Annotated in this window: 12 protein-coding genes; 4 read left to right on the top strand and 8 right to left on the bottom strand. The window is 74.9% G+C overall.

Annotation, left to right across the window (positions count from 1 at the left end; genetic code table 11):
* Nucleotides 1–3 precede the first annotated feature (3 nt).
* From ACF08N_RS22375 to ACF08N_RS22400, 6 genes are all read right to left on the bottom strand, one after another.
* Complete coding sequence (locus ACF08N_RS22375) at nucleotides 4–723, bottom strand: class I SAM-dependent methyltransferase (RefSeq protein ID WP_392326417.1); 720 nt, start codon at nucleotides 721–723, stop codon at nucleotides 4–6.
* Nucleotides 720–2,030 carry a condensation protein gene (locus tag ACF08N_RS22380; protein WP_392326418.1) on the bottom strand — a complete coding sequence of 437 codons (1,311 nt, stop codon included), beginning with the start codon at nucleotides 2,028–2,030 and terminating at the stop codon, nucleotides 720–722. The genes ACF08N_RS22375 and ACF08N_RS22380 overlap by 4 nt, the downstream gene beginning before the upstream one ends.
* Nucleotides 2,030–6,211 carry an alpha-(1->3)-arabinofuranosyltransferase family protein gene (locus ACF08N_RS22385; protein WP_392326419.1) on the bottom strand — a complete coding sequence of 1,394 codons (4,182 nt, stop codon included), beginning with the start codon at nucleotides 6,209–6,211 and terminating at the stop codon, nucleotides 2,030–2,032. The genes ACF08N_RS22380 and ACF08N_RS22385 overlap by 1 nt, the downstream gene beginning before the upstream one ends.
* Nucleotides 6,208–6,927, bottom strand: coding sequence for a class I SAM-dependent methyltransferase (locus ACF08N_RS22390; RefSeq protein WP_392326420.1), 720 nt, complete (start codon nucleotides 6,925–6,927; stop codon nucleotides 6,208–6,210). Before ACF08N_RS22390 ends, ACF08N_RS22385 begins: the two co-directional genes overlap by 4 nt.
* A complete protein-coding gene (locus tag ACF08N_RS22395) occupies nucleotides 6,924–8,225 on the bottom strand; it encodes a glycosyltransferase family 4 protein (protein WP_392326421.1) in 1,302 nt (433 codons plus the stop codon). The genes ACF08N_RS22390 and ACF08N_RS22395 overlap by 4 nt, the downstream gene beginning before the upstream one ends.
* 164 nt (nucleotides 8,226–8,389) lie before the next feature.
* Entirely contained in the window at nucleotides 8,390–9,373 is a 984-nt protein-coding gene (locus tag ACF08N_RS22400) for a DUF3068 domain-containing protein (RefSeq protein WP_392326422.1), read from the bottom strand.
* Nucleotides 9,374–9,557: 184 nt separating this feature from the next.
* Between ACF08N_RS22400 and ACF08N_RS22405 the strand changes: the two genes are divergently transcribed.
* Nucleotides 9,558–9,710, top strand: a complete 153-nt coding sequence (locus ACF08N_RS22405) for a hypothetical protein (RefSeq protein WP_392326423.1) — start codon at nucleotides 9,558–9,560, stop codon at nucleotides 9,708–9,710.
* On the top strand, nucleotides 9,707–10,915 hold the full coding sequence (locus ACF08N_RS22410; protein ID WP_392326424.1) for a helix-turn-helix domain-containing protein: 1,209 nt from the start codon (nucleotides 9,707–9,709) through the stop codon (nucleotides 10,913–10,915). Before ACF08N_RS22405 ends, ACF08N_RS22410 begins: the two co-directional genes overlap by 4 nt.
* Nucleotides 10,916–11,300: 385 nt before the next feature.
* On the opposite strand, the gene ACF08N_RS22415 is transcribed toward ACF08N_RS22410, so the two are convergent.
* Together ACF08N_RS22415 and ACF08N_RS22420 are read right to left on the bottom strand one after the other, a co-directional pair.
* Nucleotides 11,301–11,987, bottom strand: a complete 687-nt coding sequence (locus ACF08N_RS22415) for an HAD family hydrolase (protein ID WP_392326425.1) — start codon at nucleotides 11,985–11,987, stop codon at nucleotides 11,301–11,303.
* Between the two features lie 25 nt (nucleotides 11,988–12,012).
* Complete coding sequence (locus tag ACF08N_RS22420) at nucleotides 12,013–12,495, bottom strand: Lrp/AsnC family transcriptional regulator (RefSeq protein WP_392326426.1); 483 nt, start codon at nucleotides 12,493–12,495, stop codon at nucleotides 12,013–12,015.
* A 257-nt stretch (nucleotides 12,496–12,752) separates the two neighbouring features.
* Between ACF08N_RS22420 and ACF08N_RS22425 the strand changes: the two genes are divergently transcribed.
* Nucleotides 12,753–14,264, top strand: coding sequence for an FUSC family protein (locus tag ACF08N_RS22425; RefSeq protein WP_392326603.1), 1,512 nt, complete (start codon nucleotides 12,753–12,755; stop codon nucleotides 14,262–14,264).
* A 126-nt stretch (nucleotides 14,265–14,390) separates the two neighbouring features.
* A complete protein-coding gene (locus ACF08N_RS22430; RefSeq protein ID WP_392326427.1) occupies nucleotides 14,391–15,428 on the top strand; it encodes a lactonase family protein in 1,038 nt (345 codons plus the stop codon).
* Nucleotides 15,429–15,516 lie beyond the last annotated feature (88 nt).

The raw sequence follows: 15,516 nt of genomic DNA on the forward strand, positions 1-15,516 counted from the left end.
GCGCTACCTCCGCCGGGCGTGGGCCAGTAGGATGGACGACGCCGAGGGCACGGCGCACGCCGCCCGGTCCAGCAGCCGCAGCCCGCGCGGCACACCGTGGAACGGAGCACCCGCGATCCGTACGACCTCGAAACCGGACGCGGTGAGAAAGGAACGCAGCGCACGGGCCGTGTACAGCCGCAGATGGCCGACCACCTCGCGGCCCGGCCGGCCGTGGACGCCGCGCAGGCTCACCTCCGAGAACACCGGCTGCCAGCCGGCGAGCAGCAGCACGCGGTTGTACCAGGCGGCCAGATTCGGCGTGGACAGCATCAGATGACCGCCGGGCCGCAGGATCCGCCGCAGCTCGTCCAGGGCCGCGTCGGGATCCACGAGATGCTCGACGACCTCGCTGAACAGCACCGCGTCCGCGCAGCCGTCGGCGAACGGCAGGCCGCCCCCGCCGAGTTCGCCGCGCACCGCGTGCGCGAGGCGCGGCCGGGCCCGGCGCAGCGCGTCCTGCGACCAGTCGACACCGACGATCCGGTGCCCCGCGAGGACCGGCGCCGCGGTGGCGGCCGCGCTGCCGTCCCCGCAACCGACGTCGACGACGAGCGCGCCCGGTACGTCGAGCGCCCGGGCCAGCATCCGCGCCTGGCGCCGGCTGCGCGCGTCGCCCGACGCCACGGGCACGGCGGGGTTCTCGTAGAAGTCACGGAGCCCCGGGGGAGCGGTGCCGGTCACAGGGCCTCCGCATCCGTCGCCGCCAGACGGCGGGCGAACACCTCGCACAGCCGCAGTCCGTCGTCGTCGCCGAGCAGCGCCCGGGACCACCGCAGCACCAGGTGCAGGCGGCCGCCCGTGGACGCCGTGGTGACGGTCAGCCCGCGCGGCATCCTGGCGGGCGCCGAGAACCAGACGGCGCTCGCCCGCCCCGCCTCGCCGAAGTCGAGCGGGTAGGGGACCCGGCCGATGTTGCTGAGCAGCGTCGTGGACGTCCACGGCGAGGCCAGCCGCCTCAGCGCCCTCGTCGTCGCGGCCCGGGCGCCGACGGGCAGCACCGGAGCCGTCAACAGGGATGCGCCGCGCCCCAGTTGAGGCCGGGGCCGCGCTTTGAGAGCGCGGGTGCGTTCCGCGGTGACGCGCAGCAGCGCGGCCGTGTCGGTGCCGGCCGCGACCTCCGCGGCGGTGAAGCCGACCTCGACCAGGCGGGTGCCGTTGCCGATCGGCATCCCGGGTCCGCGGCTGCGGTCGTCGACGGGCATCGTGATGCGCAGCGGGCGCTCGGGAGCGCCGTGCTCGCGGTTCCAGTCGGCGACGGTCAGGGCCGTGGCGGCCATCAGCTGGTCGTTGACGGTGTACGGGGCGCCCGACTCGCGCCGCGGCACGGGCAGTTCGGTGACCAGCATGGCGTTGCCGGGCACCGGTCCGGGTCGGCCGGGTGCGACCCGGGCGGGTCTGGCCAGGCCGGGCGCGCGGGTCGCCCGTCGCTCCGGTGCGGCCACGGGCCGGACCGGGGACGGCACCGCCGGGGCCGGGCGGCCGCTGAGCAGCTCCGCCGCCGTCGCCGCGATCCGCAGGCACGACGGGCCGTCGAGCGCCGTGTGGTGCACAGTGAACAGGAGCACGCAGCCGGCCGTCCCCGGCTCCTCGACGACCTCCAGGCGCAGCGGCGGCGACGCCGTCAGCGGCGGCGCCACGGCGAGAGCGCCGGCGCGGGCGCGGGCGAGGGCGCCGGGCGCGCACGGGAGGAAGGAGACGACCTCCGTGTCCGGATGGTCCGTCAGCTCCCACTCGTAGCGGTGCGCGAACGGGCCGTGCGCCCGTTCGCGCATCAGCGCCCGCGGGTGCCGGCGGAGCGCGTGGGCGAACGCCTCGCGCAGCCGGTCCGGTGCGACGCGGCCCGGCAGGTGGATCTCGATGTGCACCGTGTTCGGCTCGGCGGGATCCGTGCAGTGCCGTGCCACCTCGTCGACGACCGGGAACGGCACACGGGTGACCTGTCTGCCCGCTGCGGCGCCGGTGGACGACGGTCGCTGAACGGTGGCCATCAGACCCTCCCCCGATCGTGGCGCGGCGCGGGCCCGCCGCCTGTCGGCCGGGCGGCCCGATGGGCCCCGGCCCCGCGCTCCCGCCCCACCGTCACCAGCGCGGCGAACAGGGCGGTCAGGGCGAGGAGTTGGGCCACCGGACCGTACGCGCCCCGGCCCAGCGCCGCCGCCTCCCCGCTGCCGGCGACCGCGGCGATCCCGGCACCGGCCAGGGCCGTGAACGCGAGCGGCGAGAGGACCGCCGGGCGCAGCCACGCCACGACCGCGAGCACGGGCACCACCGCGGCGACCGGACCGGCGACCACCGCACCCACCAGCGTCAGCGCGACCGTGCCCAGCAGCAGTCCGGGACCGGGCGGCGCCGCCTGCTCCGGCACCGCCACGGGGGCCGAGGCCGGGGAGCGGCGCCGGACGAGGGCGAGCGCGGCCAGCAGGACCAGCAGGGCCCCGGCGCCGATCAGCCCCACGTCGTACACGCGCGAGGGCTCGTACAGGAGCGTCACCGTGCCGCCCGCTCCGGCCGGGACGAGCCATGCCTGCTGCCAGCCGTCGATCCGCAGCGGCGTCAGCTCCCTGCCGTTCAGCGTGGCCTTCCAGCCCGCGTTGTGGTTCTCGTGGATCTGGAGGTACGAGGCGTCTCCGGCGCCCACCCGCACGGTGCGGCGGTCACCGCCGCCCGAGACGGTGCCGAGACCGCGGGGCGTGCTCGCGGCGGCCCGCGACGGCCCGGTGCCGAGCGTGATCCCGGTGACGGCCAGCGGACCGGCGTCACCGGCCTCCACCGTGTGCGTGCGCCGGTCGAGCGAGACCTGACCGCCCTTGGTGCACAGCGAGACGGCGACCGGGCGGCGCTCGGTCAGATCCTTTACCCGCCCCTCGGCGCGGGTCTCGAGGAACTGCCCGTCGACCGACACGACCGGCCCCTTGCCGCAGGGCAGCGTGAACGTGTCGTCCGGGTCCGGCTGCGGCGCGCGGAACCGCTCCAGGGCCGGGATGTGGACCTCGCTCAGCCCGACCGGGAGCTGCAACTGCTCGTCGGCGACCGGGTTGTGCAGGGTCAGCGGCGCCACACGGGAGATGGTGATGTCCATCCGGTCGGTGGTGATGGGGGAGAACCGCGCCATGCCGTTCTCGTCCACGGCCGCCACCGCCGTGCCGTCCGGGGAACTGATCTGGACCTGCTCGGGGCGGGTGGCGAGCCCCCCGGCCGCCGCGAAGACGATCTCGCCGACCGATGTCCTCTTCGGCCAGGACAGATGCAGGACCGGGCGTTCACCGGCGACCCAGGCCGTGGTGAGGTCGCCGTCGGTCAGGTTGCGGGGGCTCAGGTTCGTGCCGAGGCGGGCCGTGGAGTCCGCGCTCACCAGGATCTTGTCGCGCTGTCCGGTGAGGTCGAACAGCAGGTCGTCCAGCGCGTCGCCCGGCACGGGCAGCGCGGTCGCCCGCACCGTGTAGTCGCCCCGGCGGGCGGCGTCGAACTGCCGGTGCAGCCCCACCTCCGCGGGCACCGCGGACAGCCCGCCCGGATCGCTTCCGCGCCGGAGCGAGTAGACCACCGACCCGGCGCCCTCGCGGGGCGCGTCGGCCGGCAGCTCCAGCATCCGCGTCACCTGGACTCCGGGGACCGAGATCTCGGTGAACCCCGCCCCGGTCAGGCCCGGGCGGCCCTGCTGGGATTCCAGGATCGTCACCTTCAGCCACCGGGCCTCGCCCTCGGGCGCGGCCACCTGCTGTGCGGTCCCGTCCGGCCGCAGCGGGGACACCCTGCTGCCCCGGTCGGTCTCCACCCGCACCGCCGTGGGAGCCGCGCGCACGTTGCCGCTGGGCAGCGGGGTCAGGGACAGCGACGGTGGTATGCGCGTGGGGCCGGTGAAGGCGATACGCAGCCACTCGCCCTTCGGCGAGCCCGGCGATCCCTCGGCCCAGCCGGTGTCGGGGTTGCCGTCGAAGGCGTTCACCGGGTCGTACTGGGGCAGATGGAACAGCCAGTTCCCCACGGAGGACGCGCTGACGGACGCGGCACCCCGCAGCACGGCCGTCGTCCGGTGCCGCTCCGCGGTGCGGGGCAGGATCTGCCGCGGCTCCGCGCCCGGGTCCTGCACCGACTGCTCGGGGTTGCGCTCCTCGCGGGTGTACGTGTGGGACGTGTGAGAGTTGACGAGGCCGAACCGGGTGTCGGCACGGCGCATCCCGTCGCCGGCCGCGTACAGCTGCGGCCGGTCCACCCCGGGGTGCGCGTCACCCGCGAGGACGGCGGGCCGCCCGGTGAGGACGCCGTCGGCGGACAGCGGCAGCAGGGTCTCCGGCCCGCCGCTGACCACCGCCGTGGACGCCACCGGCGTCAGCCGTGCCGTGCCGGGGAGGGGTGTCCCGGCGGGCGGCTCGTAGACCTCCACGGCGCGCTGGCGCGGGAACAGGCCCTCGACCTGCACCGGGGTGTCGTCCGCGATGCGCCCGCCGGTCAGCACCGGCCCGAACCCGGTGACCCGCCGGTACCCGGACGCCTCCAGGGCCCGCTTCACCGTCGTGGTGGGGACGTGGCCGAGCTGGTCGGGGTCGAGGTCGTTGCGCACGACGACGTAGTGGAGGCCCGCGCGCCCCAGGAACTCGCTCAGGCCGGGCACTTCGCCACCCGACGTCAGCGCCTGCTCCACCGCGTCCAGGGCGCGGCGGTTGCCGGGGGTGCCGAACGGCACGTAGTCGCGCTGTGCCCAGGGCGAACGGGCGAGGACGTCCAGCGGCTGGTCGATGGGCGAGCCCCAGGTGTACAGGCCGTGCGCGGTCGCGGGCACGACCAGTGCGCGGTCCTCGGCCGAGTTCTCGGCCAGCCAGTCGGCGGTCGCCTCCCAGTACGCGGGCAGCTGCCGGAAGGAACCCGGCTGAAGGATCGAGCCGTTGACGTACGGCCAGCACAGCCCGGGCAGCACGAGCGCGGCCGCCGCCGCGGGCGCGAGGCGCCGGGCGCGGGCGGGCACGGTGTCCGGCAGGACGGCAGTGAGGTGCATGAGCCCCAGGGCGAGCGCGAGCGCCATGCCCGTCTGGAACTTGTAGATGTTGCGGAACGGCACCAGCGGGCCGTTCAGCCAGCCCTGCACGGTCTCGTGGAACGGGCCGCCCAGCGCGCCGCCGTACCCGGCGAGGGTGACGAGGGCGACCGTCAGCACGGTCAGCACCAGCCAGCGCCGCTCGGGCAGGTCGCGCCGAGCGAGACCGGCGAGGCCGAGCGCGGCGGCGAGCACCGATCCGGCGATCACCAGCCCCGACGTGGCGACGGTCCAGCCCGCGGGCAGCCATGCCTCCCCGAAGTTCAGGTAGCCGACCCAGTTGCCCGCACCGCGCAGCACCTCCGTCGCCGACATCGTGGCGGTGGTGGTCTGCGACGTCTCCACGTACGGCATGAAGTTCTCGCCGTACGTCCCGAGCAGCAGCAGCGGCACGATCCACCAGGCGGTCGCGAGGACCACGCACGGGGTCCACCAGGCGATCAGGGCGCGCTTGCGGGGCCCGCCCGGCCGGCACAGCAGGTACAGGCCGACGGGCAGCAGCGAGGCGAGGGTGGAGGCGGCGTTCACGCCGCCCATCAGGGGGATCGTCAGAGCGGAGCGGGCCGCCGCGACCCGGGGGCTCGTGCGCGGATCGGTCAGCGGCAGGAGCACCCAGGGGAGCAGGGCCCCCGGGAGGGCGGCGGCCGATGTCGAGCCGACCACGATGGTGTACGTCGGCCACAGCGCGTACACCGCGGCACCGAGCAGCCGGGTCGCCGCGGAGCCGGTGCCCAGACGCTCGGCCAGGCGCAGTGCGCCCCAGAAGGCCGTGGTGACCACGAGCGAGAGCCACAGCCGTTCGGCGAGCCACACGGGCAGCCGGACGAGGTCGGCCGCCGCGTGGAACGGCAGCATCGGGATCAGGTAGCCCGCGTACTGGTCCGTGATGCCGCCGAACCCGGCCCGGTCGTGCCACAACTGGCCCAGATCGCGGAGGAACCCCCAGGGGTCGGCCACCACGCCGAGCTTCGTCTCGAACGTCATCCGGCCCGGCGAGACCGCGAGGAACGCGATGAACACCGCCGCCCAGAACCCCAGCAGCCAGCGGCGCGAGCGCCGCGGCGGGGGCGGTGGCCCGGGCGGCGGGGGACCGGCCGCGGGGGAGGCGGGCGGACGTGCGTGGACAGCGCTGGTCATGAACACCGCCGGAGGATGAGGAGGAGGTTCCATGTGGCGAACTCGCGCAACCCCGGCACGAGCGGGACGAGCTGGGGGACGACGGGCCAGTACCGTGACCGCGCGGAGACGACCTCGACGTCGTCGCGGCCCCTGACGTGCCGCAGGGTCGCTCCGACCCCGATGGCGAACAGGTTCTCCCCGAGCCGGTGCTTGGCCGGCCGGCCGGTTCGCCGCTCGTAGCGGGCCCGGGCACGCTCGGCCCCCAGGTAGTGCCAGGGCGCCCATTCGTGACCGCCCCACGGCGACAGCCAGTTGGTGAACGAGACGTAGATCAGTCCGCCCGGCCGGGTCACCCGCACCATCTCGCTGAGGAAGGTGCGCGGGTCGGACACGTGCTCCAGCACATTGGACGAGAAGCAGACGTCGGCCGCGCCGTCGGCGAGCGGCAGCAGATAACCGTCCGCGACGACCGTGCCCGCGCCGGGCCGCGCGGCGAGCTCGGCCGGGTCCGGCTCGAAGAGGTAGCTGTGGGCGCCGCGTCGGCGGAACTCCCGCGTGAAGTAGCCGCGTCCGCCGCCGACGTCGACGACGACACGGCCGCTCAGCGCCATGTGGCGCTCGACCTGGTCGGCCGCGTCGCGGGCCAGCAGGTCGTAGGCGGTACGGGGATCGTCCTGCTCGCGCAGGAAGGCACGGAAGAGCGTGAGGGAGCGGCGGAACGACGGATCCTTCACCTGCGTGCGCCCGTCGTCCCGGCGCCGCCGCCCTGGACGGGTCCCGCCGTGGCCCCGCCGCCCTGGGTGCGGGCGCGCGTTGCCCCGGTACCCCTTCGGGTGCGGGCGCCCGTTGTCCCCGTGCCGCCCTGGGCGCGGGCGCGCTCCACGGCCTCGGCCGCCACCGCCGCGAACTGCCGTACGGAGCTGCTCCAGTGGAAGTCCGCGGCGCGTTCGGCCGCGGCCTTGCCCATGCCCTCCCGCCGGTCGTGGTCGAGGGCGAGGGCGCACCACGCCGCGGCGAACGACGACTCGCCGCCGACGAGGACGCCGGTGACACCGTCCTCGACCGAGTCCCGCAGGCCCGGCACGTCGAAGCCGAGAGCCGGCGTGCCGCGCGCCCCGGCCTCGGTCACCACCAGTCCCCAGCCCTCGACCGCCGCGGGGTGCAGCAGGAGCCAGGACGCGCACAGCAGCCGGTGCTTCTCCTCCTCCGTGACATGGCCGGTGAACTCGACGGAGGGGCCCGCGAGGTGCTCGAGGCGCTGCCGTTCGGGGCCGTCGCCGACGATGACGAGCCTGCCGCCGGTCACGGGCCGGACGCGTTCCCACAGCCGCAGCAGGAGGTCGATGCGCTTGTAGTCGACCAGCCGGCCCAGGGCCAGGAAGAGGGGCGTCGCGGAGCGAGGGGCACGCGCCGCGGGCTCGTGGACCCCGTTGTGCACCACGCGGATCTGCTCCCGGTCCACGCCGATCGCCCGCAGGGCGCCCGCCGTGGACGGGGAGACGGCGACCAGCAGATTGCCCCGGTGCGCCCGCGCCAGGGCCCAGTGCTCCAGCAGCCGTCCGGCCCGGGCGACGGGCGCGGGGAAGCGCATGTCCCACAGCTCGGTGTGCACATGGTTGACCAGGCACAGGGTGGGACCGCGATGCCACAGCGGTGTCAGGTACGGCATCCCGTTGCAGACCTCGACGAGCAGGTCGCACGTGCCGACCTGCCGGGCGAAGGCCGATCGGGCGCCCGCGTAGTGCCCGAGCGTGCTGCCGGCCGACACGACGCGGTAGGGCCGCCGGTGCCCGGCGGGGCCGCCGCACAGCAGGGTGACGTCGTGGCCGCGCTCCGAGAGGCCGCGGGCGAGCTGGTCGATCAGCAGCTCCGAGCCGCCGGCGGCGGGGTTGTCCAGGTCGCGATGGGCGAGGAAGACGATGCGGCCGGGCGGGCCGGGGTCGTGCGGGGCGGCCTGGGTGCGGCCGGGCGGGTGCCGGTCGGGCTGCTGTCCGGCGTCGAGCAGTGGGGGAGGAGGTACGTGCTGGGGCATGCGTGCTCCAACTCGTGTCGCTGTGTGGGAGGTTGGCGATACGCGTCGCAGGGTCGCGGGGTGGGGGGAAGGTGACCGGTGGGGCCGTGCTCTGGTGGGGACAGCCAGTTTTCGGTACGCGTTCGACACACGGCTACTCACCGGTTTGACAACTTGTGCGGACCTCAGGCCGCCTGATTCGTCATCTCGTGAGCATCCGGATGCGCCGGTTCCGTTCGACGCCCCCGGGCGACCAGCACTCCGCCCAGGAGGGCGAGCACCGTACCCAGCACGGCGGCCCCGGCCGGTGCGGTCGTCCCGAGCAGCGCGAGCTTCTCGCTGTCCGCCGAGGCCAGGTCCACCTGCTGCCGTTGCGTACGCGGGGTGAAGGCGATCTTCTCGCTCGCCAGGAGCACGACCGCGTCCTTGTCCGCACCGGGCGCGCGCAGGGTCTTCCGCGGCCCGATGGCGGCGTACACGATCCGGCCGGTGCGCCGGTCGGCGACCAGCTCGATGCCGCTGTTCGCGTACCACTCCTCGGCAAGCACCTGCGGGGTCCGCGGCCTGCCGACGAGCCGCCCCGGCACCTGGCGCACCCCCGTCCTGGTGGGCGGGACGCTGCCGGTGAACCGCAGCCCCTCGTACCCCTGCACCGTCGTGCGGCCCGCGTAACGGAGCTGCACGACCGCGCCGAGCGTGCCGTCCCACCAGCGGTAGGAGCGCTCCTCGACGTCGAAGGGGAACTTCAGGTACGCCTCGCCGTCGAAGGCGGGCGTCTCCCGGCAGCAGTGCACCGGTTCGTTGGTGGAGCGGTCGGTGACCCAGCGCTCCAACGTCCACTGGAGGGAGTCCCGGGTGTCGGACGCGGGCAGCGTGCGGTCGGTGTCGACGGACGTCGACACGTCCCATACGGCGTTGCCGCTCCTGACGCTGTCGGCCACGTCCCCGCGGACCCGGCGGGTGATCGTGATCGTCTTCCCGTGCACGGTCCTGAGCTTCGAGGTGTCGAAGTAGCTCCCGGTACCGGTGAACACCGTGGTGGTGTCGACATCGATCGGGGTGCGCTTGGCCTGCGGCTGGACGTACCCGACCAGGAGAGGGGCCAGGACGAGCAGGAAGACCCCGGCTCCCAGCAGGACAAGGGACATCGGTGAAGCGGTACGGCGCATCCGGGCACTCCTGAATCGAGAAACTCGCACGGAGATGCACGGGCCCGGGCCGGTCAGCCCTCGGGGCCATGACCGTAGGCGGGCACTTGACGGATTGTCAATGTCCCGTCAACACTGTGCGTCCAGCCGGTGGGGGCCGGCCATACGGGGTGGGGATCGTCTCCAACGAGGAGCTGACCCGACTATGCGCAGACTGTTCGCCGCCGCAGCCACCGCGGTGATCGCCGCGGCACTCGCCGTGGGTACGGCCTTCGGGATCGTCGCCCTGCTGGACGCCGCTCCCGAGCAGCCGAACGTCCCGTTGATCAGCTACGACACCGCCTCGCCGGGACGATGACGCGTCCGGCGTGGAGCGAGGTGCCCAAGCCGCAGGTGGAGCGGTTCGCCGCGATCGCGCTCGGCGAGGCCGGTGAACTGGCCCAGGCGATCCTCCGCGAGATCCGCCGCGACTTCCCGCACCTGCGGCTCGTGGAGGACGAGTCCGGCGAGCCGATGGCGCTCGTCGGCATCCGGCGCGCCATCGAACGCTTCGTGCAGCACCTGGCGTCCGGGGCGCAGAAACCCCGGGTACCGCCCGAGGTGTTCCAGGAGTTCGGCCGCGGCGAGGGCCTGAACGGCCGCAGCCTGGACGCCCTCCAGGCCGTCTACCGGCTCGGCGTCCGGCTCGCCTGGCGGAGGTTCGCCGAGATCGGCCAGCAGGTCGACATCGCCGCGCCCGCGATGTACGAACTCGCCGAATCCGGCTTCGAGTACCTGGACGGACTCGTCGAGCAGTCGGTACGCGGCTACGCCGAGGCAGCGGCCCGCCGTGCCGGCGAACGCCTGCGGCTGCAACGGCAGTTGATCGACCGATTACTCGTCGAACACCGCGGCGACCCGGCCGCCGCACTGGGCGAACGGGCCGCCCGCATCGGCTGGGAACTGCCCGGAACGATCGCCGTCGGGGTGCTCATCCGGCCGGCCCGGGAGGCCGTGGCGCCGGCCGTCGGCCAGGACATCCTCCTCGACATGGAGAGCGAACAGCCCCGCATCGTCATCCCCGAACCGGACACCGCGGGCCGCTGGGAGATGGTCCGCCGCGCCACGGCCGGCTGGTCGGGCGCGATCGGCCCCTCGGTACCGCTCGCCGCCGCCGCGACGTCACTGCGCTGGGCGGAGACGGCGGTGCGGCTGGTGGAGAGCGGCCTGCTGCCGCGGGGCGAGGTGCTGCACTGCACCGAACGCACGGAAGAACTGGTGCTGTTACCGTCCCAGGAACTGATCGACGCGGCGGCACCGCGCTGCCTGGCGCCGCTGGAGGGCACGAGCCCGATCCAGGCGCGCCGCCTCGCCGCGACGCTGCTCGCCTGGATCGAAACCTCGGGCGGCGCCCCCGAGGTGGCGACCCGCCTCGGCATCCACCCCCAGACGGCCCGCTACCGGCTGCGCCAGATCCGCGAGCTGTGGGGCGACGCGATCGACGACCCGGACCGCCGCTTCGAAATGCTCCTGGTGCTCCGCGCCCAACGCCTGCGGGGGGACTTGACGCATGCGGCGGACTGACCCGGCGATCGGCCCGTGGCCGCCGCCTGGCGCGCGCTCCGGAGCGCGACCGCCGGCTTCGGCGGACGTTCGCCGTCCGGTCGGTGTCGCCCTGGGCACGGTTGCCGTGCGGGCGGGGCTGCTTCCGGAGGCGGTGGCGGTGGGGCGGCCGTGGGCGGCCCCGTGCCGCGCCGGCTCCGTGGACGGTCGCCGTCCGGGCCGGCGTCGGCAGCGAGGATGGTTGGCTCCGGCGGCGCTGCCGCGGTGGCCTCGGGCGGTCGTCCGGGCGGGCGTCGGCCCCCCTGGCCGCGCCGACCGGCGCCTCCGGGCTCCGGGCAGGAACACCGCCCGGGGCGCCAGGGGGAGCCGCCCACCGAGCTCACGCCCCGCGCGGCGAAGCGGCCCGCTACCGAAGGCTCGTCGTCCAGGCGTGGGCCGTCTCCGCCGTGAACTCACGCTGGCCGCCCGCGAACAGCAGATCCGCCGCCAGGAACGCCGGGTCCGCCGCCGTGGCCGGCACATACGGCACGGCGATGCACCGCATGCCGGCCGCCTTCGCGGCCGCCGCGCCCGGCGGCGCGTCCTCCACGACGACGCAGTCCGCGGGGTCCGCGCCCAGCCGGCGCGCCGCCTCCAGGAAGACGTCCGGCTCCGGCTTGCCGCGGCCGACCTCCTCAGCCGAGACCGTCACCCGGATGTGCGCGTCGAGCCCGGTCCCCGCGAGGACGGCATCGATCGCGGCCCGCGACGAGCCCGACGCGACAGCCATCGGCACCCCGTCCGCCGCCAGCCCCTCCACGAACTTCCGCATCTCCGGGAACACGTCCGTCGACGCGCGCGCCAGCTCCAGATAGATCCGGTTCTTCGCCGCCAGCAGCTCGTCGAGCGGCGCGTCGATCGTGTACCGGGCCCGCAGGATCTCCAGCGTCTCGCGCGTGCCGATCCCGATGAACGACGTGTGCTCGTCCCAGTCGAAACCGGTCACGCCGTGCGAGGCGAGCACCCGGCGCCCGGCCTCGTAGTAGTTCGGCTCGCTGTCCACCAGAGTGCCGTCGAGATCGAAGATGACCGAAGGGGTACGCGCAGGGCTCATGGCGTCCAGCATGCCAAGGCGCCTCTCAGCGGGAGGAACCGGCCGCCCGCCCGACCGACTCGACCAGCGGCAGCAGCCGGTACGGCACCCGCTCCCGCAGCGCCACCTCGGTCCGCGTACGGACCACACCGGGCAGGTTGATCAGCCGCTGGATCACGTCCTCCAGGTGACCGGCGTCCCGCGCCACGACCCGGGTCATCAGATCGCCGCCCCCGGTGATCGAGAACGCCTCGATGATCTCCGGCACCGCGGCCAGCGCCTCGCCGACCTCGTCCAGATGCCCCTGGGTCACCTCGACGTGGACGAAGGCGAGCACCGGGTGACCGAGCGCGGCGGGGGAGAGGTGCGGCCCCGTGCCCGTGATCACCCCCTCGCGCTCCAGCCGGTCGATCCTGGCCTGCAGCGTGCCGCGCGCGACCTGGAGGATCCGCGCGTACTCGCGCACGCTCGTGCGCGGCTGCTCGATCAGCAGGCGCAGGATGCGCGTGTCGAGCTCGTCCACCGCCATGGTCCGTTGGCCCTTCCCTGGTCCGCATACCCCTCCCGCGACTGTACCAATGGCCCAGTCGAATTCCACCCTGTTGAGCCATTGACCGGCAGATGCTTTCCTGTGCACAGACAGGGCGCTGCGCAGCGCCGGACCGGCGACGGAGCCGGACCGGACCCGCGGCGCCTTTGCCGTGTCCGAGACCGCCGCACAGCGGCGCGTCGATCAGCAAGGGGGGCGGGACGACCGTCGTGAGGAGCATGACCGGCCTGCAGCACATGAAGAGGGCGTTCGTCGCGCCCGACCCGGGACGCCTTCGGCTGCGCGTCTCGACGCGCGCCGTCCTCGGCGTCGGCCTCGCCGTCGCCGCGGCCGAGTCCGCCGGCCTCTCGCTCGTCGCCTCGATCACCGGCGGCCTCGCCGCACTGCTCGCTCTGTTCACCGTCGGCGACCCCACGGCGCGCCGGCAGGCCGTGACCACGGCACTGCTGCCGGCGGCCGGCTTCCCCGTCCTCGCGCTCGCGACCGTCCTGCACGGACAGCCGCTGCTGCGTGCCGCCGCCTGGCTCGCCGTGGTCTTCTGCGGTGTCTACGCGCGCCGGTGGGGGCCGCGCGGACACGCGCTGGGGATCTTCGCGTTCATGATGTTCTTCGTCACCCAGTTCCTGCACGCCGTCCCCGCGCAACTGCCCGAACTGTACGGAGCCGTCGCCCTCGCGCTCGCCGCCGCCTCCGCCGTCCGCTTCGGCGCCTGGTGCATCGAGCGCCGCACGCCCCCGCCGCCCGCGCCCGCACCGCTGCCCGGACGCGGACTCGCCCGTCCCGCCACCCGCCAGGCGTTCCAGGCCACGGTGGCGTGCGCTCTCGCGCTCGCGGCGGGACAGCTCGTCTCGGGGGACCGCTGGTACTGGGCCGTCGGCACCGCCTGGTGGATCTTCGTCAACACCGCCTCCCGGGGCGAGACGCTGGTGCGCGGCTTCCGCCGGGTCGTCGGCACCGTCACCGGCATCGTCGCGGGCCTGCTGATCGCCGTACCGGTGGCCGGCGCTCCCGGCCCCACCGCCGTCCTGGTCGCCGTGTGCGTCTTCGGCATCTTCTACACCGCGGCCCCGTCGTACAGCTGGATGATGTTCTTCGTGACCGTGATGGCCGGGCTGCTCTACGGACTGCTCGGCGTGCTCCACCCGGGCCTGCTGCTCCTGCGTCTGGAGGAGACCGCGGTCGGCGCGCTGGGCGCGGCGCTCGCCGTCGCGCTCGTCCTGCCGGTCACCACCCACGCCGCCACCGACGCCTGGATCCGGCGCGCGGTGCGCTGCGTGCACGACTGCACCACCGCGGCCGCGCGCCGCCTCGCCGGGGACGAGACGGCCGACCCGGCGCCGCTCGCCGCGGAGCTGGAGCTGCTGCTCGGCCGCGTACGCCTCTCGCTCGCCCCGCTGGTCCACCCGCTCAGCCCGCTGCGGGCGCGCAAGGCCCGCGCGCGCCGGGTCATCGAACTGCTCGACGTGTGCGCCCGCGAGGTGCGCGGACTGGCCGCCGTCGCCGCCGATCCGCAAGCGTCCCACGACGCCCGGCTCGCGGCCGCCTGCGGCCGCGTCGAGGCCGCCGTCCACGCACTGGTGCCGGCACGGCCCGTTCGGTCCTCGGTGCCCACGGAGGTCGTGCACGTCCCGCAGCACCACCCCGGGGCCGAAGCCGCGCTCGGTCATCTGCACGGCCTGGAGCGCGCACTCGCGGACCTCGCCCATCCGGTCCGCACCTCGCCGCGCGCCCCGCTCGTACCGGCGTAGGCCCCGAGGAGCCGTCCCCAGGGATGCCCTTTGGTCTAGACCTACTGCTACCGTCGGGGCCGCACACCGCGTGACGCGGCCCCTGGGCGGTCCACGGGCGCTCCGCGGGACGAGAGGGGAGACCCTGTGGGTGACACAGGCGTGGGGCGGGCCTTCATCGGATCGTTCACCTCGGCGGGCGGAAGGGGGATCACGGCCGCCACCGTGGACCCCGGAACCGGCGCCCTGACAGTCACCGCGGCCACCGACGCGGTCGCCGACCCCTCCTATCTGGCCGCGACGGACACGGTCCTGTACGCGGTCTCCGAGACGACCGACGGCGCGGTCGCCGCCTTCGACATCACCGGCGGCGCGCTGCGCCCGATCGGCGCGCCGGCACCCGTCGCAGGCGAGGGCCCGACGCACCTCGCCCTCGCCCAGGGCCACCTGCTGACCGCCGACTACGGCTCCGGCAGCGTCAGCGTGCTGCCCCTGGGCCCGGACGGATCGCCGCGTCCGGTCGCCGCCGTCGTCCGGTACGACGGCCACGGCCCCGATCCCGACCGGCAGACCCGGCCCCACCCCCACCAGGTCCTGCCCGACCCGTCAGGACGCTGGGTCATCGCCGTCGACCTCGGCACCGACGCGGTACGCGTACACGCCCACGACCGCGCCACCGGTCGCCTCACCGTCCACCGGGAGACCGCGCTGCCGCCCGGTACGGGACCCCGCCACCTCGCCTTCCACCCGGGCGGCGGCCACGCCTACGCCCTGGGCGAGTTGGAGCCGACGCTGACCGTGTGCCGCTGGGACGACCGCGCCGGGACCCTGGAACCGCTCGCCGGCGTCCGTGTGCTGCCGGACGGCGCCGAAGGCCCCGCGTACCCCTCGGCAGTCGTCGTCGCGCCCGACGGCAGGCGTGTGTGGGCCGCGATCCGGGGCCACGACAGCATCGCGGTACTGGACCTGGACGAGACCGCCGAGAAGGCGGAGCTCGTCGCCACCGTGCCGTGCGGCGGCCACTGGCCCCGCGACCTCGCCCTCGACCCCTCGGGCCGCAGGCTGTACGCGGCCAACGAGCGCTCCGGGGACGTGACCTGGTTCGACATCGACGAGGCGACGGGCATTCCCCGCCGCGCGGGCTCCCTGCCGGTCCCCGCGGCGTCCTGCGTGATCTTCACCTGACCCGGCAGCCGGCCCCGGCACGGCGAGCCGGCGCGCACCCACGCGAAAGGGCCCGTGCCGGTCGACATGTCGACCGGCACGGGCCCTT

This window comes from Streptomyces sp. NPDC015127 (assembly GCF_043080095.1).
GTDB lineage: Bacteria > Actinomycetota > Actinomycetes > Streptomycetales > Streptomycetaceae > Streptomyces.

Excerpts from the sequence above, each read along its gene's own strand:
- ACF08N_RS22380 (WP_392326418.1), bottom strand. The coding sequence starts at position 2,030 with ATGGCCACCGTTCAGCGACCGTCGTCCACCGGCGCCGCAGCGGGCAGA.
- ACF08N_RS22385 (WP_392326419.1), bottom strand. The coding sequence starts at position 6,211 with ATGACCAGCGCTGTCCACGCACGTCCGCCCGCCTCCCCCGCGGCCGGT.
- ACF08N_RS22395 (WP_392326421.1), bottom strand. The coding sequence starts at position 8,225 with ATGCCCCAGCACGTACCTCCTCCCCCACTGCTCGACGCCGGACAGCAG.
- ACF08N_RS22400 (WP_392326422.1), bottom strand. The coding sequence starts at position 9,373 with ATGCGCCGTACCGCTTCACCGATGTCCCTTGTCCTGCTGGGAGCCGGG.
- ACF08N_RS22405 (WP_392326423.1), top strand. The coding sequence starts at position 9,558 with ATGCGCAGACTGTTCGCCGCCGCAGCCACCGCGGTGATCGCCGCGGCA.
- ACF08N_RS22410 (WP_392326424.1), top strand. The coding sequence starts at position 9,707 with ATGACGCGTCCGGCGTGGAGCGAGGTGCCCAAGCCGCAGGTGGAGCGG.
- ACF08N_RS22415 (WP_392326425.1), bottom strand. The coding sequence starts at position 11,987 with ATGAGCCCTGCGCGTACCCCTTCGGTCATCTTCGATCTCGACGGCACT.
- ACF08N_RS22420 (WP_392326426.1), bottom strand. The coding sequence starts at position 12,495 with ATGGCGGTGGACGAGCTCGACACGCGCATCCTGCGCCTGCTGATCGAG.
- ACF08N_RS22425 (WP_392326603.1), top strand. The coding sequence starts at position 12,753 with ATGAAGAGGGCGTTCGTCGCGCCCGACCCGGGACGCCTTCGGCTGCGC.